The sequence below is a fragment of the Streptomyces sp. NPDC058001 genome (assembly GCF_042886315.1).
In the GTDB taxonomy this organism is placed as follows: Bacteria; Actinomycetota; Actinomycetes; order Streptomycetales; family Streptomycetaceae; genus Streptomyces.
Map to the genome: position 1 here is coordinate 50,158 of NZ_JBHVQT010000023.1, position 23,094 is coordinate 73,251.

The following is a 23,094-nucleotide window of genomic DNA, read 5'->3' on the forward strand; positions in this document are numbered from 1 at the left end:
TCACCCGCCCAGGAGATCGGCGAGCGATTCCGGGTCCAACGGAATGTCGGCGATGCGGTACACCGGCGGCGTCTCCTCCATCAGGTGGCGGACGAAGTAGTCCCAGCGGCGCCGCAACCAGTACGCCTGGCGCACGAGCATGCGGTGATCCGCGTTCGGGACAATCAGCAGGTCGAAGTCCTTGTTTGCCTTGATCAAGGCGTCGACCAGCCGCATCGTCAGGTGTGGGGTGACGTTGTCGTCCATTTCCCCGTGCGCCAGGAGCAGCTTGCCGCTCAGGTTCTCGGCGAGCGGTGCGTTGGCGTGTGCGGCGAAGTCGAACTCGTCGACGAGGCCGAAGTATTTCTCGCCCCACCACGCGTGGTACGTCCCGTCGTCGTGGTCCCCGGCCGAGGACACCGCGACCTTGAAGAATCCGGGTTCCTGGAGCATTGCCCGCGTAGAGGCGTAGCCGCCGCCGGAGTGACCGAAGATGCCGACCCGGTCCAGGTCCATCCAGGGACGGGAGTCGGCGAGTTGTTTGATGGCGGCCACGTGGTCGTCGATGTACTGCCCGTCGCCGACGAGGCGGGCGTGGTCCTGGAAGACCTTGCCGCGCAGCGGTGTCCCGCGGTGGTCGACCGCGACGTGTACAAAGCCGAGGGCGGCGAAGAGTGGCCCGCTGCGCTCGGCGGCCATGACTCCGCCTGAGAGCGGGAAGCGGTGCGCCAGTGCGCCCATCTGCGGGCCCGGGTAGATCTCGTCGACCACGGAATACTTCTTCGCCGGGTCGAAGTCGTGCGGCTTGTAGACCGAGCAGTAGAGGTCCGTCGTGCCGTCGGCCGCCTTGACGACCACGCGCTCGGCCGGCGTGAACCCGGCTGCGAAGAGTGCGGATGCGTCTGCCCGCTCCAGGTCCATCACCACGGCGCCGGTGCCGTCGCGCAGAACCGAGACGGCGGGGGTGTCGGGGCGCGACATGACGTCGACGAAGTACCTGCCCGACTGCGACGGCCGCGCGTCGTGGTCGAGGCCGTCCCGGGTGATGGTTGTGATCTCGCCGCCATCGAGCGGCGCCGAGTACAGCTCCTGAAAGTAGACGTCCGCGCCGGGCTCGCGACCGGACGCGGTGAGGATGACGCGGCGTGCCTCCTCGTCCACAGCGACGACCCTGCGCACCAGCCAGTCGCCGGATGTGACCGCGGCGACTGTGCCATCTGTGCCATAGAGATAGAGGTGGCCCCAGCCGCTGCGCTCCGACCACCACAGCACCTCGCCCGAGACCAGCACCCTGGCGTTGCGGTCGAAGAAGTGCGGGCCGTACTGGATGGTCGTCTCGTTGGTCTCCTCGACGAGGACCGCGGTCTCTCCGGTGCCGGGGTCCATCTCGTACAGCCGAACCGTCCGCTCACCGCGGTCGCCGGCCAGCCAGTACGCCTTCGTCCCCCCGTCGTTCCACCAGCACTGGTCGAGCTGAATCGGCGATACGTACGGCATCAGCACCGGCTCGCACTTCGCTTGCGTCATCTCGCCGGTCGCCACATCGAAGGCCATGAACTCCGCGGTGGCGAGGTTCTCATCACCGACCATCGAGTAGCGGTATGTCATGGGCTTCGGACGGCCCCCGTCCAATGGCGCGGAGCGGACGAGGTGCATCAGCGCACAATCCCGCTGGTCGAGGCGGTGGGTGATGAAACGGGTCGAGTCCGGCGACCACACGATCAGCGGCGGCATTGTGACGTCGAGGTTTTCCTGCATGACCTGGGAGGCGGTCGCGTCGGCGGGCGAGGCGTATGCGTATGCCTCGACACCGTCCGTGGTGAGCTGCCGCTCCTCGCCGGTGGTGGTGTCGCGTATGTAGACGTTGTGGTCGCGGCGGCCTACCGCCCAGCGACCGTCCGGTGAGCGCTTCTCCCCCGTCGGTGCCGGGCCGAGGACGGTCGCGGTGTAGGAATCGAGGGAGACTTCGAGGCGTTGCTTCTCGACGTCCACGCGGATCGCACCGTCGAGGAATTCAATCTCGAAAATCGGAAGGTCCGCCGGATCGAGCTTCTTCTCGACGACGCCGCTCAGCGCCTCCGCCAGCCTCACGCGGTCGAACAGCGAGCGCCTTGTTCCCGCCTGCGCGTCGACCAGAACGAATGCAACGCCTTCGTTCGTACGGTTGCGGTACCAGAACGTCTCGGTGTCCCGGATCCAGTTGGGCCTCACGTGCGGGGATTGGATCAGTTTCTTCAGGTTGTGCGGCAGCAGTGCCTCGGCCTTCGTGTACCGGGCGTGCAGATCGGACGTCACGGCGTGTTTCTCCTGGTCGTCGGTCGGGGCGAGCATGTGTTCGGTCATGCGGGCGCGCTGAGCCAGTTGCCGTCGGTGCGCGGGATGGAGCGCAGGAGTTCGCCGGTGTAGGCGTGTTCCGGGCTGTCGAGGACGACCTCTGTGGGGCCGGATTCGACGACCCGGCCGCTGTTCATCACGTAGAGGAATTCGGATGCCTGCCGGACGATCGACAGGTCGTGGGTGATGAAGAGGTAGCTGATGCCGCGGTCGGTGCGCAGTTGCTCCAGGAGGTTGAGGATCTGCGCCTGCACCGACATGTCGAGGGCGGATACCGGCTCGTCGCAGATCAGCAGGCGGGGGCCGGCGGCCAGCGCGCGGGCGATGGCGATGCGCTGCCGCTCGCCGCCGGAGAGGGCGGCGGGCCGGCGCTGGGCGTAGTCCCGGGGCAGGCCGACGGACGTGAGCAACTCGCCCACCTGCCCTGTGACATCCACCGCGTCGTCGGCGTGTGTGGTGATGGCTTCCTTCAGCGTCCAGCCGATGGACCGCATGGGGTTGAGGCTGGAGTACGGGTCCTGGAAGACCGTCTGCACGGTCCTGCGCAGCTTGCGCCGGTCGCGGTCGCTGAGGGCGCGCCAGCTGCGTACGGAGATGCCGTCGATGCGGATGTCGCCGCCGGTCGGGGTCTCCAGGCCGACCAGCATCCGGGCGAGGGTGGTCTTCCCGGACCCCGACTCGCCCACGATGCCGACGCTTTCCCCGTCGCGTACGGTCAGCGTCACGTCGTCGACGGCGCGGACGGTGCGGTTGCCGCTGGTGAATGCCTTCTCGACGTGGTCGACTTCGATCAGCGCGGGGCCGTGGCGGCCGTCGGGCAGCGACGGCGCGGGTTCGGCCGCGCGGGCCCGTATCTCCGCCATCTCCGTACGGATCCCGGGAAGCCGGACGCAGCGCGACTCGTGGCCGTCCGCGACCACGTCGAGCTTCGGCATGCCGTCCCGGCACTCCGGCGCCGCCCACTGACACCGGGCGGCGAAGGGGCAGCAGTCCTGCACCTCGCCGGCCGCGGGCACCGAGCCGGGGATGGCCACCAGGCCGCGCACCCGGCGGTCGGCGGGCGGCTCGGACAGCAGCAGGCCCTGGGTGTACGGGTGCCGCGGCTCGCGCTGCATGTCGTCGGCCGCGGCGGCCTCCACCAGCGAACCCGCGTACAGCACATGGATGCGGTCGCAGGTCGCGAAGGCGACGCGCAGGTCGTGGGTGATGAGGATCAGGCTCATGCCGCGGGCCTGCTGGATCCGCTTGATGAGGGCGAGGACCTCGCGTTGGGTCACCACGTCCAGTGCCGTCGACGGCTCGTCGGCGATCAGCACCTTCGGGTCGCGGGCGAGCGCGGCGGCGATGGCGACGCGCTGGCGCATGCCGCCGGAGAGCTGGAACGGATAGCGGTCGGCCACCGAGGGATCGTTGATGCCGACCTCGGCGAGCCGGCGGACGGCCTCCTCCCGCTTCTCCACGCGGGTCAGCCGGCGGCCGGGGGGGAGGGACTCCACCAGGATGGTGGCGATACGCATCACCGGGTTGAGCATGGTGAAGGGGTCCTGCATGACGGTGCCGATCTCGCTGCCGCGGATCGTGCGCCAGTCGCGCTCGGCGAATTCGAGGAGGTTGCGGCCGCCGTATTCGGCGACGCCACTGGCTTCCACGCCGGGCGGCAGCAGCCCGGTGAGGGCCTTGGCGGTCATGGACTTGCCGCTGCCGGACTCGCCGACGATGCCCAGGCTTTCGCCCGCCGCGAGGGTGAACTCGTTGGCCGAGACGATGGCCCCGGCGGCGCCCTGGCCCGCGCGGCCGATCTTGAGGCGGCTGACGCTGAGGACGGGTGCACCCGGAGGCTGTGGCTGTTCGGTGGTGGGGTTCAACGGGTGGCTCCTCGGCTCGAGATCTTCTCGAAGGTCCAGTCGCCGACCAGGTTCGTCGCGGTGGCGGCGAGGACGATCGCCAGTCCGGGGGCGATGCTGGCGATGGGGTTGGCGAACAGCAGTGCCTGGTTCTCGGAGAGCATCTGGCCCCAGTCCGGGGTGCCCGGTTCGGCGCCGAGGCCAAGGAAGGACAGCCCGGAGAGCGCGATCAGCGCCCCGGCGAAGAGCAGGAAGGTGTTCGCAAACGCCGTCGCCGCGATGTTGGGCCAGATGTGAAAGAACATGATGCGCCGGTCCGCCACCCCCAGCGTCTTGGCGGCCTCCACGTACGGCCGGGGGTTCTGCTCCAGGGCGGCGGCACGGATCACCCGGGCGTCGAAGGGGATCGACAGCACCGTCAGGAGGGCGACGGCCATCCAGTAGCCACCGTCCAGCGCGCCCGCCACCACGATGATGACCAGCAGCGCGGGCATGGCCACCATCAGGTCGACCCAGCGCATGATCACGAAGTCGGCGAGGCCGCCGCGGTAGCCGGAGAGCAGGCCGAGGAGGTTGCCGCACACCATGGTGGCGACCGCGATCAGCAACGGGCCGAGGATGGCGGACCGGGCCCCGGCGATCACCCGGGAGAAGACGTCCCGTCCCAGCGCGTCGGTGCCCAGCCAGTGTTCGGCGCTGGGCCCGGCCGACCCGGCCAGGGCGTTCTGCGCCCCGGGGTCGTGCGGTGTCAGCAGCGGGCCGAACACCACCATGACGACGACGATGCCCAGGAGGGCGCAGCACATGACGATGGGGACCGGCATCCGCCGGCGCCGTTTCGCCGCCGACTCGGCCGTGGCCTTACGGGTCTCGGTTACGGCGACAACGCCCTCAGCCATCAGGTGCGCCCTTCGTATCGGATCCGGGGATCGATCGCCATGTAGGTCAGGTCGGTCAGCAGATTGGCCAGCACGATGACCGCGGCGATGAGCAGCGTCAGCCCCTGGATCATGGGCAGGTCGCTGTCCTGCGCCGAGCGCACCAGGAGTTCACCGAGGCCGCCGAGCGAGAAGGTGGTCTCCACGAGCACGGCGCCGGTGACGAAGTACGACAGCAGCACGCCGCTGACGGTGATCACGGGAATGAGGGCGTTGCGCAGCAGATACCGCTGCAGCACCCGGCGCCAGGCCAGCCCGCGCGCCCTGGCGAAGGTCACGTAGTCCTGGTCCAGGACGGCGATCATCGAGGCCCTGGTATGGCGGAGCATGAAGGCCGCGATGGTCAGGGAGAGCGCCACCGCGGGCAGCGTCAGATGCCACAGCATGTCGATGAAGCCCTCGCCCTTGCCGGCCGCGGGGAACATCGGCATCAGCACCGCGAAGAGATACAGCAGCAGGATGCCGAGGACGAAGGGCGGCGTGCTCAGCGTGACGACGGCCCCGGCCACCAGGCCCCGGTCCAGCGCCTTGCGCTGCTTGAGTGCGGCGACGACGCCGGGGATGACGCCGAACAGCACGGTCAGCAGGTACGCGTAGATGCCCAGGAAGGCCGACGCGCCGAGGCGGGCGGTGATCTCGTCGGTGACCGGCAGGGTGGTCTGCACCGAGTCGCCGAAGTCGAAGTGCAGGGCGTCGCGGGCCCAGATCCAGTACTGGGTGAAGAACGGGTCGTTGAGGTGGTATTCCGCGCGCAGCTGCGCGACCAGTTCGGGTGAACTCTGCCTGCCACCGAGCAGCGCGTCGACGGCGTCGCCGGGCGCGAGGTAGGTCAGCGAGAAGACGCCGAAGGACAGCAGGACCATCAGCACCACCATCGCGCCGAGCCGTCTGGCGATGAACCATGCGATTCCCTGCAGGTTCATTTGGGCACCACGTTCAGCGCCCAGGGGCTGTTCATCCAGTAACTGTCATAGCCCGCGATGTCGTACTTCGGGGACGCGTAGTGGTTGCCCTCGGCGTACAGCGGCACGTACGGGACGTCCTCGCCGAGGCGCTTGAGCAGATCCGTGTAGATCTGCAGACGCTTCTTCGGCTCCTGTGTGGCCAGGCCGTCCGCGAGGAGCTTGTCGACCTCGGGCGGGGTGTAGTTGGCGATGTTCAGGCCGCCCTTGGCGGTATTCGCCTTGCCGAGGAAGATCGCATCCCAGCTCGGGTCGGGGGAACACGCACCGGTCTCGGAGGCGGTCACCGGCCGCTGGTCCGCGGGCCCGGTGGCTCTGGCGGCGAAGGCGGAGTCGGCGACTTTTTGCAGCTTGAGGTTGATGCCAATCTTCTTGAGCTGGTCGACAATGACCTCGCCGGTGGCGGCGATCGAGGTGGGGCTCACGTAGGTGTCCTTGAAGCCGTTGGGCACCTTGGACTTCTTCAGCTCGGCCTTCGCCTTGGCGACGGAGTGCTCGTAGACGGGGACGGTGCCCAGCGCCTTGTCGACCTCGTCCTTGCTGCCCAGCGGATCCAGCAGCAGCGGCGAGATGAGGGTGTTCAGCGGGGCGCCGGCGCGGCCCTGGGTGGAGGCGATGACGGCCTTGCGGTCGATGGCGTACGCGGCGGCGCGGCGGACGTGTATGTCATCCCACGGTGCCGTCTTGGTCGGCATGCTGAGGAAGGTGGTGGCGCACGTCGCCACCGTGGTGACGGTGTTCTTGCCCGCGGTGGCGCTGAAGCCTTTCGGTGAACCGATCCCCGGGGACAGGTCGATCTCGCCGGAGCGCATGGCCAGGGCCATGCTGTTGTCGTCGGCGTAGGATTTGACGGAAATCTTCTCGATGGGCGGCTTACCGCCCCAGTAGTACGGGTTGGCCGAGAGCTCCATGCCACTGGTGGGGTTGAGGCTGTCGAACTTCCAGGGGCCGGTGGCCACCAGCAGGGTGCCCGGCTGACCGAAGTCCTTCGGGTGCGCCTGAGCGAACTTCTTCTGGAAGATGACCGACCAGAACATCGCCGGGGTGTACTTGAAGGAGGCGGTCGGCGACTTGAGGATGACCTTGACCGTGTGTTCGTCCGGGGTTTCGATGTGGTCCACGTTGGCGTAGTAGTGGCTGCGCCGGCTGCCCTGGTCGCGGTAGAAGTCCCAGGAATACTTCACATCGGCGGAGGTAAACGGCGTGCCGTCGGAGAACTTCACGCCCTCGCGCAACGTGTACTCGTAGACGGTGTCACTGGTCTGCTTCCAGCTGGTCGCCAGCCACGGCTCGAGTTCGCCGCCGGGGCCGACCCGTAGCAGCGACTCCAGGCCCAGGGTGTTGGTGTAGAGACCGGCGCCGATGCCCTTCTTGAGGTTCAGGGTGGGCACCTGGCCGAGGATGCCGACCTTGAGCTGCGGGATCTTCTTGTCCGACTCTGGCTTGCCGGGCCCCACGGTCCGCTTCTTCACCGCGTCACCGGCCTTACCCGCCGTTCCGCCGGCATCCGGGGAGTTGTCAGTGCAGGCCGCGGCCCCTATCGCCACGAGGGCGGCCACCGCCAGCGCAGCCGGGCGCAAAAGGCGCCGTCTTGCTGGGCCGTTCACATCGGACTTCATGGTGACTCCGGGTTCGATTGGGGTGCCGGTGAGTCAGTGGTGAACGCGGCTCGCGCCGGATGGCCGGCCGCCTGTGCTGAACCGCGGTCGCTGCGCGGGCGGGGATCATTTGCATCAACCAGCCTGCACCTATGGCATGGGCCAGTATCATTGGGCCAACTTCCAGCCGTCAATAGCCTAGTTAAGGGCATCTAAATTGGCCTCTACGGGCAGCCATACGGCGCCCGAAGCGCTAGCGTGCCCGCTCGAAGGAAGGGTCGAACGTGCCGTCAACACCGCTCACTCCCGAGGACCTGGCAACCATCAGAGCCGTCACCGACCCGCAGGTGTCCGACGACGGGGCGATCCGCGCGGGGGTGGTCCACGACCCCGCCCCGGCGCGTGGAGCGGCCCCGCGCTCGGAGATCTTGGTGGTCCAGGGCGATGGCCAGGCCCGCCCGGTGACCTCCGGTCCCGGCGTGGACCTCACCCCCCGGATCTCCCCCACCGGACGCCTCCTGGCCTTCGCCTCGGACCGCGAGCAGCCGGGCCTGTGGCGGCTGTACGTGCTGCCGCTCGCCGGTGCCGAAGCAGCCACCAAGCCACGGAAGTTCAGCGCCCTGCCCGGGGTCGTCGAGGACATTGCCTGGGCCGACGACGAGTCCGCGCTGCTCGTGTGCACCGCCGACGACGGCTCCGATACGGGCAACGCCCGCGGCGGCGTCCGGTTCGCACCCAAGGACGAGGAGGATACGCCCTGGACCGTCCGCCGCCCCGCCACCGGATGGCGGCGGCTGTACCGGGTGGACCTGGCCTCGGGCACGGTCATGCAGGTCAGCCCCGACAACCTGACCGTGTGGGAATTCGGATGGACAGGCCGCGGCCCGGTCGCCGCGGTGGTCTCGGTGGAGCCCGGCGAGAACGGCTGGTACGACGCCCAACTGGCGCTCCTCGACATCGAGTCGCGGACCGCACGGACCGTACACACTCCCACCTGGCAGCTGCAGTCGCCCGTCATATCGGACGACGCCCGCACCCTTGCCTTCGTCGAGGCACCGCAGAGCGACCGTGCGCTGCTGGCCGGGGACATCACCGTCCTGGACCTGACCACTGGGTCGGTCGAGCGTCCGCCGCACGAGGCGGATGTCACGCGGCTGCGCTGGACGCGGGACGGCCGGCTGTTCTGGGTGGGCATCGCGTCGGTCGAGACCGCCTGCGGATTTCTGCGCCGCGAGTCGCACGCCTGGCAGGTGGACGAGAGCTGGCGAGGGCGGGCGACACTCGGCCGGACCTACCAGGTCAGGGCGGACTGCAGTCACGACGGCGGCACCATCGTGGCCGTACGACAGGCACACGACCAGCCACCGGAACTGCAGGAGCTGCGGCCGGGCGCGGACTGGCAGCCGCTCACCGCGGTCAATGCCGCGCTTGCCGGCTACGCGCCGGCGCGGGAGTCGGTGCACCGCTGGAAGGCCGGCGACGGCACCGAAGTCCACGGGCTGTTGCTCCTCCCCACGGACCGGGCGTCCGAGTCACTGCCGCTCGTCGTCGTCGCGCACGGCGGCCCCACCAACGCCACCACCTCGACCTTCGCCCAGGGTGCACACCGCGGCGACGCGCTGCTGCTGGCCCAGGCCGGCTGCGCGGTGCTGCTGCCCAACCCCCGCGGCTCCACCGGTCGCGGCCGGGAGTTCATGGCCGCGAACATCGGCGACCTCGGCGGCGGCGACCTTGCGGACCTGGAGGCCGGGGTGGCCTCGCTCGTCGATACGGGCCTGGTGGACCGGGATCGGGTGGGAATCGTCGGGCTCTCCTACGGCGGGTTCATGGCCGCGTGGGCGGCCGTGCGCAGCGAGGTGTTCGCCGCGTCGGTGCCGATCTCCGGGCTGATGAACTGGCTGAGCTTCCACAACACTTCGAATGTGGGCAGATTCGACGAGATTTTCCTGGACGGCGATCCGTACGACCCGGCTGGGCCCCACCTCGACCGGTCGCCGGTCATGTACGTGCGCGGCTGCCGTACACCGACCCTGCTGCTCCACGGCGACGCCGATCTGGCCTGTCCGCTGGGCCAGGCGCAGGAGTTCTACCAGGGGCTGGCCGCCGCAGGATGCGAGAGCGAGCTGGTCACGTACCGGGGCGCCGGGCACGGGATGTCGGAGCGGGAACACGTCATCGACGTGAGCCGGCGGATCATGGACTGGTTCACTCGGCACCTGAACCTGGACACTCCGCATGACGCATGAGATCCAGGCCATTTGTCCTAGCGATCTCAGCTGAATAGCATAGGACGATGCTGCTCACACCGGCACTGTGTTGACCTGTGGGTTGCACGCGCCCGGTGTACATGGGGACGGGGCAGCGTTGAGCAGAGGAGAGCCGAGCTTTGGTGGACAACCTTCACGTGAGCCGTCACTCCGACGTGCCCATCTTTCGGCAGATCGTCACGCAGCTGTCATTCATGATCGAGTCCGGCGATCTCGCACCGGGGCAGACCCTTCCCAGCGCACGGCTGCTGGGCGACAACCTGCACATCAACAGAAACACGGTCGCCCGCGCCTACGCGCAGCTCAGCGAGCTCGGCCTGGCCGAGAGCCACGGCCGCAGCGGCACCCGGGTGGTCGGCCCGGGCCCGGAACAGACGCCGTCACCGGCCCGCGACCAGGCACGGAACATCCTCGAGACGGCGGCCATGGAATGCATCAACCTCGGCCTGTCCGCTGCCGAGATCCAGTCGCTGGTCACGGGCCTTGCCATGCGCGCAGAGGAAAACCTCCTCAAGGTCTCGTTCATCGAATGCAATGACGACCGGGCCAAGTACTTCGCCAGCGAACTCGAGGGGCATCTCGGCTTCAAGGTAAAGCCGCTGGTGCTCGGCGCGTTCGAGGCACAGGAGGAGCAGGCCGACCTGGTCCTCACTACCTTCTTCCATCTGGCCGAGGTCCGCGGCCTGTTCCGCCGCCTCAAGAGTGACGTGGTCGCGATCGTTGTGGCGCCGCATGTGCAGACGCTGGTGCAGATCGCGTCCGTGTCGAAGAAGCGGACGGTCGGCATCTGGTACCGCACCGACGACCAGGCTCTGAGTGTCCAGGACTCGCTGACCCAGGCGGGCATCAAGAACATCAAGGTTCTGCACGGCACCGAGGACGAGGATCTTGAGGGCACGGACCTGGTCGTCATCCCGAGCGAGATGCCGCATCTGAAGGAGAGCCTGGAGGGCCGGGTGCGGGTGATCGAGTTCGGGAACGTGTTGGATGCCGCGTCCAAACGCATGGTGGTCGAGGTCGTCAGTGACATGCAGGCCGCCAAGCGGGGCGGCGCGCAGGACTCCGACGCCTGAGCCCAGCAGGGCTGGTCAGCGATCGTCGAGCGCCGAACGCAGCATGTCGTGATCGAGGGCGTGCGCAGTGATGCCGTCGCGGCCGACCGTGGTGGTGGCCGCCACCATGGCGTTCAGAATGGCCTCCTCCGTGCTGTCGATGACGGCGTCGAAGAGTAGGTCGATCACCGTGTCGCTGACCGTGCGGACGCTGATCTCGCCCTCGGCCGCCGGGCCCAGGCGGACGGTGGGCAGTCCGTCGTTGCCTGTGGAGAAGGCGAGCAGCAGGTCTCCGCTGCTGTTCTCGCCTGTGCCGCCGGTCCGCCCGATCGCCAGGGCGCCGCGCTGGGCCAGCCGCTCGCACTGATGCGGCAGCAGGGGCGCGTCGGTGGCGATGAGCACAATGATGGATCCGCTGCCGGCCATGGCCCGGCGTGCCTCGTCGAACGGGGAGGGCACGACGTCGGTGGGGATGCGCTCGCCCACCGGCGCTCCGTTGACCCGCAGCCGCCGCCTGCGCCCGTGGTTGGCCTGGACGAGCACGCCCACGACATAATCCCTCCGGCCGGCCGCCACCACCCGCGAGGCAGTGCCGATGCCGCCCTTGAACTCGTGGCAGATCATGCCCGTTCCGCTGCCGACTGCCCCCTCCTCCACTGGGCCGCTTGCGAGCGCCTCGAAGGCAGCGTCCACATGCTCCTGAGACACATGGTGGCCGTTGATGTCGCTGAGAATCCCGTCGTAGGTCTCGGCGACGACCGGGAGGTGGAAGTACAGCTCGTCGTCTCCCCGCTCGCGGTGCAGTTGCCCGACGATCACGTCGCGCACGACCCCCACCGAGTGGGTGTTGGTGAGGCCGATCGGTGTGGTGAGCTGTCCGCTTTCACGAACCCACGCGAGACCGGTCATCTCGCCGTTGCCGTTGAGCCGGTGGGAGCCGGCGAAGACGGGCGAGCTCCAGACCGCAGGCCGCGGCTCGATGATCGTCACCCCCGTCCGCACCGGCCCGCTGCCGACCTTCAGGGGCCCGTCGCCGGAGACCACCGTGCGGTGACCGACCCGCACGCCGGCGACGTCGGTGATCGCGTTGTACGGCCCGGTCGGCAGCTCGCCGATGATGATCCCGAGGTCCCGGGCTCTCATGCCGCGCCCACGCGGCGCGCGTTGGCCTTGATGTACTTGACGAGCTCGGCCGTCGGCGTGCCCGGGCCGAAGACCGCGTGCACGCCGTAGCCGCTGAGGACTTCGGCGTCCTCGGGCGGCACCGTGCCGCCGAGGACGAAGAGCACGTCCTGGCGGTCGTTGTCCCGGAGCAGCTCGCCGAGCTCCTTGGCGTACTCCAGGTGCGCGCCGGAGAGGCTGGACAGGCCCAGCACGTCGGCGTCTTCCTGGACCACGGCGCGCAGGATCGATTCCGGCGTCTGGTAGATGCCGGTGTAGACGACCTCCATGCCCGCGTCCCGCAGCGCCCTGGCGACCACTTTCGCGCCCCGGTCGTGCCCGTCGAGGCCGGGCTTGGCCACGACCACCTTGAGCGGCGCCTCCGGGCGCCCGTCAGTGACTGACTGCATGTCTCGCTCCTTTTCAGAACACGGTCGACGGCTGGTGATGACCCCAGGTGCCGCGCAGGACGTCGCAGATCTCGCCGACGGTGGCGCGGGCCCGGACGGCGTCCTCGATCAGCGGCATGAGGTTGTGGTGCAGATCGGGTGCCGCCTGCTCAATGGCGCGCAGTGACGCGGCCACCTGCCGGTCGTCGCGGGCGCGCTTGACCTCGGCGAGGCGCTCCATCTGCCGCTCCATGACGCCGGGGATGGGGCGGTCGATCTCAAGGTCCTGGGTCTCGTTATCGTCGACGAAGCCGTTCTGGCCGACGACGATCGCGTCATTACTCTCGACCTTGACCTGCTGCTCCCAGGCCGAGTCGGCGATGAGCTGGGCGGCATAGCCGTTCTCGACGGCCTCGATCATGCCACCCATGCCGTCGATCCGTTCGATGAGTTCGAGAGCGTCCTGTTCGATCTGGGAGGTCAGCGACTCCACGTAGTACGAGCCGCCCAGCGGGTCCACGACGTCAGCGGCGCCGGTCTCGTGCAGGATGATCTGCTGGGTGCGTACGGCGATCTTGATGGCGCTCTCCGACGGGATGGACAGCGCCTCATCCAGGGAGTTGGTGTGCAGCGACTGGGTGCCGCCGAGGATCGCCGCCAGGGCCTGGATCGCGGTCCGGGCCACGTTGTTGATCGGCTGCTGGGCGGTGAGGGACACCCCTGCCGTCTGGCAGTGCGCCCGCATCAGCCACGACTTCGGGTTCTTGCAGCCGAGCCGCTCGCGGGTGAGCCGGGCCCACATGCGGCGGGCCGCGCGGAGCTTCGCTGCCTCCTCGAAGAAGTTGTTGTGCACGTCCCAGAAGAACGACACCCGGGGCGCGAGCCGGTCGGGGTCGATGCCGCGGGCGGCGGCGTGCTCGAGGTAGCAGAGCGCGTTGCTGATCGTCAGGCCCACCTCCTCGACCGCCGTGGCCCCGGCGTCGCGGATGTGGTAGCCGCAGACGTTCAGCGGGTTGAAGCGCGGCATCACGTCGGCGCCGTACTCCATGGTGTCGACGACGAGTTCCACGGCCGGCAGCGGCGGGAAGATGAACTCGTTCTGGGCGATGTACTCCTTGAGGATGTCGTTCTGCGTGGTGCCGTTGAGCGCGTGGCCGGGGATGCCCCGCTCGTCCGCCACCACGCGGTACATGGCGAGCAGCACCGCGGCGGACGGGTTGATGGTCAGCGACGTCGAGATCTCGTCCAGGGGGATCCCGTCGAAGAGCGCGTGCATGTCGACGACGGTGTCAATGGCGACGCCGATCCTGCCGACCTCGCGGCGGTAGATCTCATGGTCGGAGTCGTAACCCAGCAGCGTAGGCAGATCGAAGTCGGTCGAAAGGCCCGTCTGCCCGGTCTTCAGCAGGTACTTGTACCGGTTGTTGGTGTCCTCGGCCTGCCCGAAGCCGGCGACCTGGCGGATGGTCCAGGGCCGGCCGCGGTACATCGTGGCGTGCACGCCCCGGGTGTACGGATATTCGCCCGGCAGCCCGATGTCCGCCGTCGGGTCCAGGCCGCGGAGATCGGCCGGAGTGTAGATGTCCTTGACCGGGGCGCCGGACAGCGTCGTGAACTCCTTGCGGCGGCGCGGTATCCGCTCGTAGTCCGCGGCTACCCGCTCCCGCTCCCAGGTCTCGACCCGCTCGTCCCAGTTCCTGGCGTCGTCGCTCATTGCGCCCATCGGCCCGCCGCCTCCTTCAATATCCTGTTCACGGAGTGGTGCATGCTGTCCTGCGGCTCCAGGTCCAGGGCTGCGGCGACCTCCGCCACCCATGCCTCGGCGGTGAGGGCAGCGTCCGAGCCCCACTTCTGCTGCCGCAGCTGCTGTAGCCGGTCTTGGGCCAGCAGGCGCTGCCAGCGGTCCGCGAGTCCCGACCGCAGCTTCTCGACGCCCTCGCCCTCGGTCGCGACCGTCTCGTAGACGGCGCTCGCGCGGCCCGCGGCCAGCCGCAGGTGCCGTACGGTCTCGCGCGCTCCGGGCCTGTCGGCCATGTTGACGACGAAGGCGTCGGCGACCTCCATCAGGCCCGCCTTGATGGACTGCACGGCATCGCCGAGACCCGGCACGGTGACCAGCAGCACGGTGTCGGCGACGTCGACGATGGCGACCTCGGTCTGACCGGCCCCCACGGTCTCGATGAGGACGACGTCGAACAGCCCTGACAGCTCCAGCAGCCGCGCAATGTTGCGGGTCGCCGCGGCCACCGCGCCGTGCGAGCCGCGGCTGGCGAGGCTGCGCACGAACACCTCCGGGCGGCCAGACAGATGGGTCTCCATCCGCAGCCGGTCACCGAGCACCGCGCCGCCGGTGAGCGGGCTGGACGGGTCGATGGCCAGCACCGCGACGCGCTGCCCGGCGTCGGCGTACGACTCGATCAGCCGGCCGGTGAGGGTGCTCTTGCCGGCTCCGGGCGGCCCGGTGACGCCGACGATGTGGCAGGGCACGGCCGCCCGCGGCACGGTCACCTCCCACGGCCGGCTGTTCTCGACGACGGTGACGGAGCGGGCGAGCGGGCCCCACAGTCCTTTGCGGCCCTTGGCGGCGACGGCCTCGATGTCTTCAAACGCGTACAATGCGGATCTTCCCGTCCACGATCATCTTGCGTACGGCGTCCTTGGCGGTCTTGCCGATCCCGGTGGTGGGAAAGGTATCGATCAGGCCGGCCCCAGTCGGTCGCTTGTAGCCGGTCAGCCGGTCCCGGCAGTGGTGCAGCAGCTCGTCGGCGGTGAGCGGCCGGCCCGCCCGCGGCACGGCGACCACGACGGGCGTCTCGCCCCAGCGGGCGCTGGGGATGCCGACGACAAGCACGCGTTCGACGGCCGGGTGCTGCGCGGCGATGTCCTCGATCTCCACCGGGGCGATGTTGATGCCGCCGGAGATGATGATGTCCTTGCTGCGGCCGGTCAGAAAGACCAGCCCGCGCTCGTCGATCCGCCCCAGGTCGCCGGTGCGCATGGAGCCGTCGGGGGTGAGCGCGGCCTTGGTCGCGGTGACGTCGTCGTGATAGCCGCGCATCCGGGCCGGACTGGCGCCCAGCAGCTCGCCGCTGCCCACGCGCGTCGTGGCCCCGTCGGCGTCCTCGACAGCGAGGGAGGTGGTGGGAAAGGGCCGCCCCACGGTGCCGGGTTCGGCACGCAGCAGGCGGTGGGGGGCGGCGGTGAGCGTCACCACCTCCGTCATCCCGTAGAACTGATGCGTCTTCACCCCCGGCAGCTCCTCCCACCAGCGGCGCAGCAAAGGTACGGGCATCACCTCCGAGGCGAAGGTGAGCCACTTCAGGTGGGCGAGCTTGGGCAGTGGCGCGTGCTCGATCAACCGGCTGAGGATGGTGGGCACGGCGTCGAAGCAGGTCGCGCGGGTGCAGGCGTCGGCGACCCGCTCGATGTCGAAGCCGGGCAGCACCTCCAGCGCCCCGCCGGTGCACAGCATCGGCAGCACCTGCTCCGGTATGCAGGCGTACAGCGGCAGGAAGACGGCGCCGCGCTCGCCGAGCCCGTACGGGAAGACGCCAGCGAGCTGCTGCGCGCAGTGCAGCATCGTGCCGTGGCTGTGCACAACGGCTTTCGACCGCCCGGTCGAGCCGCTGGTGAGCATGATGGCGCAGGGCGAACCGGCCTTGATGTAGGGCAGGCGGCCGCGGCTTGCGGTGGCGTCGTTCCGGGCGGCGGCCATGGGCAGCAGCCGGAAGGGCACGGCCAGTTCGTCCCGCACGGCCGCGTCCACCTCGCCGACGAACACCACTCGGGCGTCGACGAGGGTGAGCTGTTCGGTGATCGAGGCGGCGTCGAGGCGGTGGTTGACCGGGACGACCGCGCCGCCTGCGCGCATGATGGCGAAGTAGTTCACCACGTAGTCGCGCTCGTTGGCGCCGACCAGGCCGACCGCCTGCCCGGGCCGCAGGCCAAGCTGGAGCAGCCGGCGGGCGACGGCGCCAGCCCGGTCCCAGAACTCCTGGTAGGTCCACACCGATTGCTCGTGGATCAGGGCCGGCCGGCCGGGATGAGCCCGGACGACCGCTCCGATCCAGGAGACGACCGAAGCTGCGGCCCCGGCCACTTCAGACGGTCCCGGCGCGGTCGAGGGTGCGTATCACGATGGTCGCGACCGCGGTGGCCGCCAGCACGGGCTCGGGAAGGTCGATCCGGGCGCCCTTGTCGTCTACGCCCAGCACCTTGTATACCCGCGCCTCCACTTTCCGGCTACGCCGTCCCGAACCGACCACCCGCGCGATGCCCTCGACGTAGTCCCCGGCCCGCAGCGGTGCGGTGAACTCCACCGACTCGTACGCGGCGCACAGCCCTTCGTCACCGCCCTCGCGCAGCGCGAGCTCGGTCTCGAGATCAGCGAAGATCTCCATGACCTTAGAGCCGGGAACCAAGTTGCCTGCGTATCGGGCGTCGCTCGGCGCAAGCCTGAGCCGGATCATCGCTTCGTCGTCAGCGGACCTCACGTCAAACATGCGGGCATCACTCTCCCCTGCGGTGGCGATCGAGCGCATCACAGAGAGCGTATGGCATGTAGCCCTATTAGGTTAGGTACAAGAGACAACTTTTTGACCCAACACGCTGACCATTCTTGATAGCAGGTGTTCACCCATCGACGGCCAATGACTCGCCACGTGAGGCATGTTGCCGTCCGATCGAATCGCGACCATGGCAGGTGCGGCCTCCAGCCCGCAGGACGTTGGTCTCGCCTCGGCCTCCTGAGACCGCGTGGTGCGCACACCCTGACGCAGGTCGCGGGCCGATGCGCCACCTCGGCCAGGTGCCTCCCAGCCACCGCCGCGACCACTTCGAAGCCGATGCTGTCCACCCAGCGCAGACCTCCCTTCGAGACGGCGCAGACGCGGCGTGGTCGGGACTGCATGTGGCGCGAAGCCGACGGTGCGCACTCGGCCCGCCGAGGCGTGCGACGGCTGCGGCGCGGCGGTGACACAGGCCCGGTCGCCGAGCTGAACCAGCCCCGCGGCCCCAGAGTGACGGTGACGTCCATGCCGTGCTCGGCCAGCGCGTCCGCGGCCGCACGATAGTCCTGGACCGCGGCTTTGGAGACGGGCCGCTGGAGGCGAAGCTCGCCGGAATCCCGCACCCCTTTCCGCGAGTTCGAGCGCCTCGCTGACAACGACGGCCGGCCGGTAGTCGCGCATAGAGCATCCGGATGTCGGAACTCAGCCCCACAAATCTGCCTCGGGCCTCGCAGCCTTCCGCTCAGCCCCGCGTCGTGCCGTCGAGGACTGTCTGGAACGCATCGGTGACCGGCCGCAGCGCGATGTCCAGCTCGTCGACGTCGACCTCCTCATCCGCCTCGGCCCACCGTCTGAGCACCGCGACGTAGGCCGCCTGTACGGCGCCGCCGATCGCGGCCGGGACCGGACCGCCCGCGGCGAGACCGGTACGCTCACCCGCGTACCGGCTCACCGTCTCCGCCCATACGCGCCAGTGCGCGGCAGTCTCCGCAATGAGCGCGGGGTCCCGGTCGAGTACGCGGAAACGGTCGAGCCACGAGTCTGGTGCCGCCGCCTGCGACAGACGCGTCGAGCGGACGACCGCCGAGCGGACAGCCGTCATGACGGGCACGTCGCCGGCGCCGTAGAGGGCCTCGCGCAGTCGTTCGACGGCGCGGTCGAACTCGCCCCACACGATTCCCGCCTTCGAGCCGAAGTAGCGGAACAGCGTCGACCGCCCTACGCCGCCGGCCGTCATGATGGCCTGGAGTGTCGTCGCCTCGTAGCCGTCGCGGAGCAACATCTCGAAGGCGATCTCTTCAAGGGCCTCGCGGGACGAGGCCCGCGGTCGCCCGCGGCGAGGACGGGAGGTAGTCATCGGCCGAGCCTAGGGGAGTATTTTTGGGACGCGGTACCAGTATGGTTTCGGGCGGTTGCCGGAAACGCGGCCACCACACCAGTCACCCGCCTGGAGACAGGCACCCAAGGAGCAGACGATGCGCGCATGGCAGTTCACCGAAGTCGGAAAACCTCTCATCCTGAGCGAGGTGCCGACACCGACACCTGCCGCGGACGAACTCGTCGTGCATGTCCGCGCCGCCGGACTCTGCCACAGCGATGTCGGATTTCTCGACGGCACTCTGACGCCCCTGCTTCCCTTCCGTCCGATCACGCTCGGTCATGAGATCGCGGGCACAGTCTCTGCCGTGGGGCCCGCCGTGACCCAGTTCACCGTAGGCCAGAAAGTCGTCATCCCCGCGGCCATCGAAGGACCAGGAACGTCGAAGAACGGCGGATTCGCCGACGAGGTCGTCGTCCTCGAACGGCTCGTCGTCGCACTGCCGGACGGCGTGCCCTTCGACCAGGCGGCAGCCGCCACCGACGCGGGTCTCACCTCCTATCACGCTGTCTCGGTGCAGGGGAAAGTTTCCGCCGGCTCCCGAGTCGGGATCATCGGCCTCGGCGGGTTGGGCTCGCTCGGCGCACAGACCGCGCTCGCACTCGGCGCGAGCGTTTTCGTCGCCGAGAAGAACCACCGCGTGCACGACTTCGCCCGCTCGCTCGGCGCCGAGACGGTCGCCAGCGACATCACCGACTTCGCCGGCGAGGGCCTCGACGTGGTCATCGACTTCGCCGGCTTCGGAACGACCACCGACGGCGCGATCCATGCCGTCCGCCGCGGCGGACGGATCGTCCAGGTCGGACTCGGCCGCGCACGCGCCGAGATCGACCTCCAGGCGCTCACCCTCAACGAGGTCGAACTCGTCGGCTCACAGGCCGGGACGAAGGAAGATTGCGTGGCGGTACTGGACCTCGTTGCCGATGGCAAGCTGTCCTCGCGCATCACCGAGATCGACTTCGAGGAGATCGCCGACGGAATCGGCCGGCTTGAGCGCGGCGAAGTCATCGGGCGGTTGGTCGCCACCTTTGGATGACATCAGCTCCACACGCCCTCTCACGTGACCGGTCGACGACGGCATATGAGGGTTGCAGCGATGGCGGTGAAGGCGAGGAAGTGCTCTGGTTTTCGTTCGTAGCGGCGGTGGAGGTGTCGGCAGCCTGCCGGCCAGGAGGTTGGGTCGGCCGCGCGGTGACAGGAGCCTCGCAATGAGTTCCTTCTGCGGATAGTTCACCCGGACCGGCTCACGGTCGGCGATTTCCGCCGCCCGCTGCCGCTGGAGTGGAATTCCACCGCACCGCACCACCAGTAGTTTCCTATTCCTCCGCTCGATGCGGGCCTCGAAACAGACTCGGGGCCCGCCGAGAGTGTCGATTCTGGCTCTGCGCTTGGCACTCATCTTCGGCACCGATGAACGGTGCTTGGCCGCAAGGGCCTTGAGTAATAGAAAAGACTTGTCGATGAGTTGACTGCGGTCAGTGTCTCCTTTGCTGTTTCAGGTTGGCCCGGGCGGTGTTGCGGATCCGCTTGGTGCGGCCACGGTCGGCGAGGATCTCGAGGGGCGGCGGCGTTCGCCGCTTCGGCTGTTTTGAGTTGGAGCCAGTCGGATGAGTCGAGCAGGGCGTCCCGGACGCCACGGTTGCCGCAGTGCGATGGTTCGGAAGAGGAACCATTCGCGCAGGCGTCGGGTCAGGAACGGATAGTCCTGTGCGTGGTCCAGCACATACATCGGTCCGAGGGTGACCGATTCCGATGTCTCCCAGTGGCCGCAGAGGTAACCGACGATCTCTGTCCCGAACCGGACGACACGGCAGAAGTGCGGGGCAGGATGCGGGTGCTGGTCTGCCACGTCGATGAACTCCCGCCACCGGGCGACGCCTTCCGCAGTGGCATACGAACCGCGGTGCTCACGGATCCAGGACTCATCGATCCCCGCGCCTGCGTCGGTGTAGTTGTGCAGCCAGTTCCGCAGGTGCAAGGGCCCCAACGTCGCGGCGTCGTCAGGATACGCGGCAGTGATCACGTGGGTCATGCCGGACCATACCGGTGCCCTGACCACGCCGTCGGCGATCGCTCCCTGTGTCCAGGCCAGGTTCTCAAAGGAGGACTGCGGCAAGTGCCCGGTCAAGTCCCGCTGCACCCGCAGCGACCGGCGGACGTCGACCCTGCCACGGTAGCTCTACGAACGACAGGCTGGCGGCGGGTCGCCACTGAATATCGCCCACGATGCCTACCTAAGATCCGCGTGGCACACACATTCGATGAACTGGTGGAGATGCAGCGCGCGGCCAACGAGGCGAACGCGCAAGTACGGCAACTGCGCGACTCCTATGGCCGGCCGACGGCAGCACCCTGGAGCGATGAGCAGACCAGCACGTACGAGACGGCCTGGAGCACTTGGCGGGACCGCGCTCGCGACGTCCAGGCCGCGGTCACCGAGTACGCGAAGGCGGAGGGATTGTCTCGTGTCGACCGCCGAGGCGGACGTGAAGGCCGAGGCGAGGACTCACACCGGCGACTCCGTGGCTCGGTAGCCGTCTGTACAACCTGACTCAGGCGCGGGCGGCGATGCGTTCGCCGAGTTCGTCGGCGGCCGGGTTGCCGGGGATCGAGGGCAGGCGGGCGGCGATGTTGGTCAGGCCGTCGTTGATCCGTACGGACTGCACGCCGTCGGAGCAGTCGAGGAATGTGCTCCAAGTGGCCAGGGCGGTCTCGGTGTTGCCGCGTTTGAGCTGGACGTGTCCGAGGTCGGCGAGCACGATCGCCCAGGGTCCTTTTGCGGTCGAGGCCGTGGATGTCGAGGGCGAGGTGGAGGTGTTCCTCGGCGGCGCCGAGGTCGCCGAGCCGGGCGTGGATCATGCCTGACTCGTGCGCCCATCTGCCAGGGCTGTAGTGGCTCGCCCAGGACTGTCCCGGCAGAGCGGGGGCGTGTTCGATGGCGTTCTGGGCGGAGGTGAGGAGCTTGGCGGCGGTGGTGTGGTCGCCGTCGGCGGCTGCCGCGCGGGCGTAGGTATTGCGGTAGTACGCGAGTGCCTTGGGGTTGGCCAGCTTCCGGCCGCGTTGTTCGCATGCCTCGGCGAGCCGGACGGCGGTGGGGATGTGGCCGAGGTCGATGGCCTGGTCCGCGAGTCCGCGCAGGGCTGTGGCGGCGAGTTCGTTCTCCCCGGCTTCGGCGGCGAGCCGGTAGCTGTGCAGGTGGTATTTCTGGCTCAGGCCCTGGTTGCCCTCGTCGCGGGCCATCCAGCCGATGAGGTGGACCAGTTCGCTGGTTGCGGCGAACAGTTCCCGGCCGGTCGTCTCAATGTAGCGGCCGTCCAGCCACCGCTTGACGTCCACCGTCAGATACCGGACCGCGAGGTGACGGGCGTGACCGCCGCCGAGTTCTGAGGCTGCGTCACCGAGGGTGGTGGTCATCGTGCGGACCGCGGTGACCTCGCCCATGCCGACCGCGACCGGCCCGGGATGCCTCATACGCCGGGTGACCGCCTCGGCGTCGGGGAGGTCGAGCGCGGCCAGGCCGACGGCGGCGGACGCCGCGAGGAACTGCCGCCGGTCCACGTCCACGTCGCCGCCTCCCAAGAGCAGCACCGAGGTCACGGTATCGGCGAGTCGGCCCCCATTGTCCTCGGAAAGATCCACGCCGAGAACCTGTTCGATGAACGGCAGCCACACCCGGGGAGCCCTGATGCTCTTCTCCCACCGGTAGACCTGCTGCCGGTCACAGAACCCGGTCTTCCCCCAGCGCGCCATCGACAGCTCATCCGCGAGCTTTTCCTGGCTGCATTTGGGGCGCCGTGCTTCACGCGCCGGGGGATGCGCTCCCCGATGGTCATGTCCGGCCCGATCGTCGGTCCTGGTTCACAACTGGCCTACAGATGGCAGACATTCCGGCAGCTGTGCACGTTCCGCGTCTGCGCGTTGACTGATGGTCATCAGCCCGGCGACACCGAAGCCGGGCAAGAGCGGAAGGAAGTCCGCCATGGGCGAGAACACCACCACCCCGGTCTACGTGGCCCCCGTCGTCCTGGACGCCGGCGCCGTCGTCACCGTGACGCTGGGCACCGAGAGCTTCGACAGCGCCGACGACACCGAGTACAAGAACGCCTGATGCGACCTGGCAGGTCGTCCCGCAACCCGGCCGCTTCCTCTCCATCAAGACCAGAGTGCCCTCACAGATCGGCCACATCGACGTCCAGTACCGGAAGAACAGCGCCTCAGGCGATGTCAGGCTGGCCGTCGCCTCACCCGGCAAGCAAGCTGAAGTCTTCGTACCACTCACGGCGGGCAAGCGCGCGGTGCAGGAGTCGGGACACAAGGCCCATTACCTCGGAACCAAGACGGTCTTCAATGCCGAGTACGCCGTCTTCCGCATCACCCGCTCTGGCTCCTACGCCTGGACGGCGAAGACGAGCAGTGCCGGACAGACCGTACGGAACTCCTCAGTAGGGCCGGGGACTGGCGCGGTGGTCTATGTTCCGCTTCCAGTCCCCGCCCCTGACACGGCCACCAGAACACATCGACCTCATCGTGTCGGCCATGCTGAAAGACCGTTGTGACAGCTCAGTCGGGTCGGGTCGGGCCCGCTCCGCCCATTGTCCCGTCTCAGCGGATCTGGTCCCGGTCTTGAACGATCTGGTCCGATTCGCTCGGCGTCTCAGGCGATCTGGTCCGGCGGTCTTTCTGT

The 23,094-nt window shown here is 68.7% G+C and carries 18 protein-coding genes and 3 pseudogenes; 6 read left to right on the forward strand and 15 right to left on the reverse strand.

From position 1 onward, the window contains the following. From ACFVT5_RS40660 to ACFVT5_RS40680, 5 genes are read right to left on the reverse strand one after another with little or no spacing between them, the layout of a single operon-like run. A complete protein-coding gene (locus ACFVT5_RS40660) occupies positions 1-2,322 on the reverse strand; it encodes a DPP IV N-terminal domain-containing protein (protein ID WP_389899039.1) in 2,322 nt (773 codons plus the stop codon). Beyond that, a complete protein-coding gene (locus ACFVT5_RS40665) occupies positions 2,319-4,178 on the reverse strand; it encodes a dipeptide ABC transporter ATP-binding protein (RefSeq protein WP_389899042.1) in 1,860 nt (619 codons plus the stop codon). The genes ACFVT5_RS40660 and ACFVT5_RS40665 overlap by 4 nt, the downstream gene beginning before the upstream one ends. Further along, positions 4,175-5,056, reverse strand: coding sequence for an ABC transporter permease (locus ACFVT5_RS40670; protein ID WP_389899044.1), 882 nt, complete (start codon positions 5,054-5,056; stop codon positions 4,175-4,177). The genes ACFVT5_RS40665 and ACFVT5_RS40670 overlap by 4 nt, the downstream gene beginning before the upstream one ends. Next, on the reverse strand, positions 5,056-6,018 hold the full coding sequence (locus tag ACFVT5_RS40675; RefSeq protein WP_389899046.1) for an ABC transporter permease: 963 nt from the start codon (positions 6,016-6,018) through the stop codon (positions 5,056-5,058). The genes ACFVT5_RS40670 and ACFVT5_RS40675 overlap by 1 nt, the downstream gene beginning before the upstream one ends. Beyond that, the gene (locus tag ACFVT5_RS40680; protein WP_389899048.1) at positions 6,015-7,676 is read right to left on the reverse strand and encodes an ABC transporter substrate-binding protein; all 1,662 of its coding nucleotides are present in this window, start codon (positions 7,674-7,676) and stop codon (positions 6,015-6,017) included. Before ACFVT5_RS40680 ends, ACFVT5_RS40675 begins: the two co-directional genes overlap by 4 nt. A 263-nt stretch (positions 7,677-7,939) precedes the next feature. Between ACFVT5_RS40680 and ACFVT5_RS40685 the strand changes: the two genes are divergently transcribed. Together ACFVT5_RS40685 and ACFVT5_RS40690 are read left to right on the forward strand one after the other, a co-directional pair. Beyond that, a complete protein-coding gene (locus tag ACFVT5_RS40685; protein WP_389899051.1) occupies positions 7,940-9,901 on the forward strand; it encodes a prolyl oligopeptidase family serine peptidase in 1,962 nt (653 codons plus the stop codon). 158 nt (positions 9,902-10,059) lie between these two features. Then, on the forward strand, positions 10,060-10,995 hold the full coding sequence (locus tag ACFVT5_RS40690; RefSeq protein ID WP_389899053.1) for a GntR family transcriptional regulator: 936 nt from the start codon (positions 10,060-10,062) through the stop codon (positions 10,993-10,995). A gap of 15 nt (positions 10,996-11,010) precedes the next feature. Here ACFVT5_RS40690 and ACFVT5_RS40695 read toward each other — a convergent pair whose 3' ends face one another. The 7 genes from ACFVT5_RS40695 to ACFVT5_RS40725 form a co-directional block, all read right to left on the reverse strand. Then, on the reverse strand, positions 11,011-12,117 hold the full coding sequence (locus ACFVT5_RS40695) for a P1 family peptidase (protein ID WP_389899056.1): 1,107 nt from the start codon (positions 12,115-12,117) through the stop codon (positions 11,011-11,013). Next, entirely contained in the window at positions 12,114-12,545 is a 432-nt protein-coding gene (locus ACFVT5_RS40700; RefSeq protein ID WP_389899059.1) for a cobalamin B12-binding domain-containing protein, read from the reverse strand. Before ACFVT5_RS40700 ends, ACFVT5_RS40695 begins: the two co-directional genes overlap by 4 nt. A 13-nt stretch (positions 12,546-12,558) precedes the next feature. Continuing rightward, positions 12,559-14,247 (reverse strand): methylmalonyl-CoA mutase, encoded by a 1,689-nt coding sequence (locus ACFVT5_RS40705; protein WP_389899062.1) that lies wholly within the window; start codon positions 14,245-14,247, stop codon positions 12,559-12,561. Beyond that, a complete protein-coding gene (locus ACFVT5_RS40710) occupies positions 14,235-15,140 on the reverse strand; it encodes an ArgK/MeaB family GTPase (RefSeq protein ID WP_389899065.1) in 906 nt (301 codons plus the stop codon). The genes ACFVT5_RS40705 and ACFVT5_RS40710 overlap by 13 nt, the downstream gene beginning before the upstream one ends. Then, positions 15,127-16,623: a class I adenylate-forming enzyme family protein gene (locus ACFVT5_RS40715; RefSeq protein ID WP_389899068.1), complete on the reverse strand. Its 1,497-nt coding sequence runs from the start codon at positions 16,621-16,623 to the stop codon at positions 15,127-15,129. The genes ACFVT5_RS40710 and ACFVT5_RS40715 overlap by 14 nt, the downstream gene beginning before the upstream one ends. A 1-nt stretch (position 16,624) precedes the next feature. Further along, positions 16,625-17,065 (reverse strand): hotdog domain-containing protein, encoded by a 441-nt coding sequence (locus ACFVT5_RS40720; RefSeq protein WP_389899070.1) that lies wholly within the window; start codon positions 17,063-17,065, stop codon positions 16,625-16,627. Between the two features lie 709 nt (positions 17,066-17,774). Next, on the reverse strand, positions 17,775-18,389 hold the full coding sequence (locus ACFVT5_RS40725) for a TetR family transcriptional regulator (protein ID WP_389899072.1): 615 nt from the start codon (positions 18,387-18,389) through the stop codon (positions 17,775-17,777). A 118-nt stretch (positions 18,390-18,507) separates the two neighbouring features. Between ACFVT5_RS40725 and ACFVT5_RS40730 the strand changes: the two genes are divergently transcribed. Then, positions 18,508-19,446: a zinc-binding dehydrogenase gene (locus tag ACFVT5_RS40730; RefSeq protein WP_389899074.1), complete on the forward strand. Its 939-nt coding sequence runs from the start codon at positions 18,508-18,510 to the stop codon at positions 19,444-19,446. A gap of 20 nt (positions 19,447-19,466) precedes the next feature. Here the strand turns inward: ACFVT5_RS40730 and ACFVT5_RS40735 are convergent. Further along, positions 19,467-19,583, reverse strand: a pseudogene (locus ACFVT5_RS40735) (IS5/IS1182 family transposase); the annotation flags it as partial. A gap of 322 nt (positions 19,584-19,905) precedes the next feature. Then, the gene (locus tag ACFVT5_RS40740) at positions 19,906-20,538 is read right to left on the reverse strand and encodes a hypothetical protein (protein WP_389899077.1); all 633 of its coding nucleotides are present in this window, start codon (positions 20,536-20,538) and stop codon (positions 19,906-19,908) included. Between the two features lie 117 nt (positions 20,539-20,655). Between ACFVT5_RS40740 and ACFVT5_RS40745 the strand changes: the two genes are divergently transcribed. After that, positions 20,656-20,961 carry a hypothetical protein gene (locus ACFVT5_RS40745; RefSeq protein WP_389899080.1) on the forward strand — a complete coding sequence of 102 codons (306 nt, stop codon included), beginning with the start codon at positions 20,656-20,658 and terminating at the stop codon, positions 20,959-20,961. Position 20,962: 1 nt separating this feature from the next. On the opposite strand, the pseudogene ACFVT5_RS40750 reads toward ACFVT5_RS40745, so the two are convergent. Continuing rightward, positions 20,963-22,082: pseudogene (locus ACFVT5_RS40750) on the reverse strand (tetratricopeptide repeat protein). A 307-nt stretch (positions 22,083-22,389) separates the two neighbouring features. On the opposite strand from ACFVT5_RS40750, the gene ACFVT5_RS40755 reads away from it, so the two are divergent. Together ACFVT5_RS40755 and ACFVT5_RS40760 are read left to right on the forward strand one after the other, a co-directional pair. After that, positions 22,390-22,518: a hypothetical protein gene (locus ACFVT5_RS40755; RefSeq protein WP_389899082.1), complete on the forward strand. Its 129-nt coding sequence runs from the start codon at positions 22,390-22,392 to the stop codon at positions 22,516-22,518. Between the two features lie 19 nt (positions 22,519-22,537). Then, positions 22,538-22,966 (forward strand): annotated as a pseudogene (locus tag ACFVT5_RS40760) (alpha-L-rhamnosidase C-terminal domain-containing protein); the annotation flags it as partial. Positions 22,967-23,094: the final 128 nt, after the last annotated feature.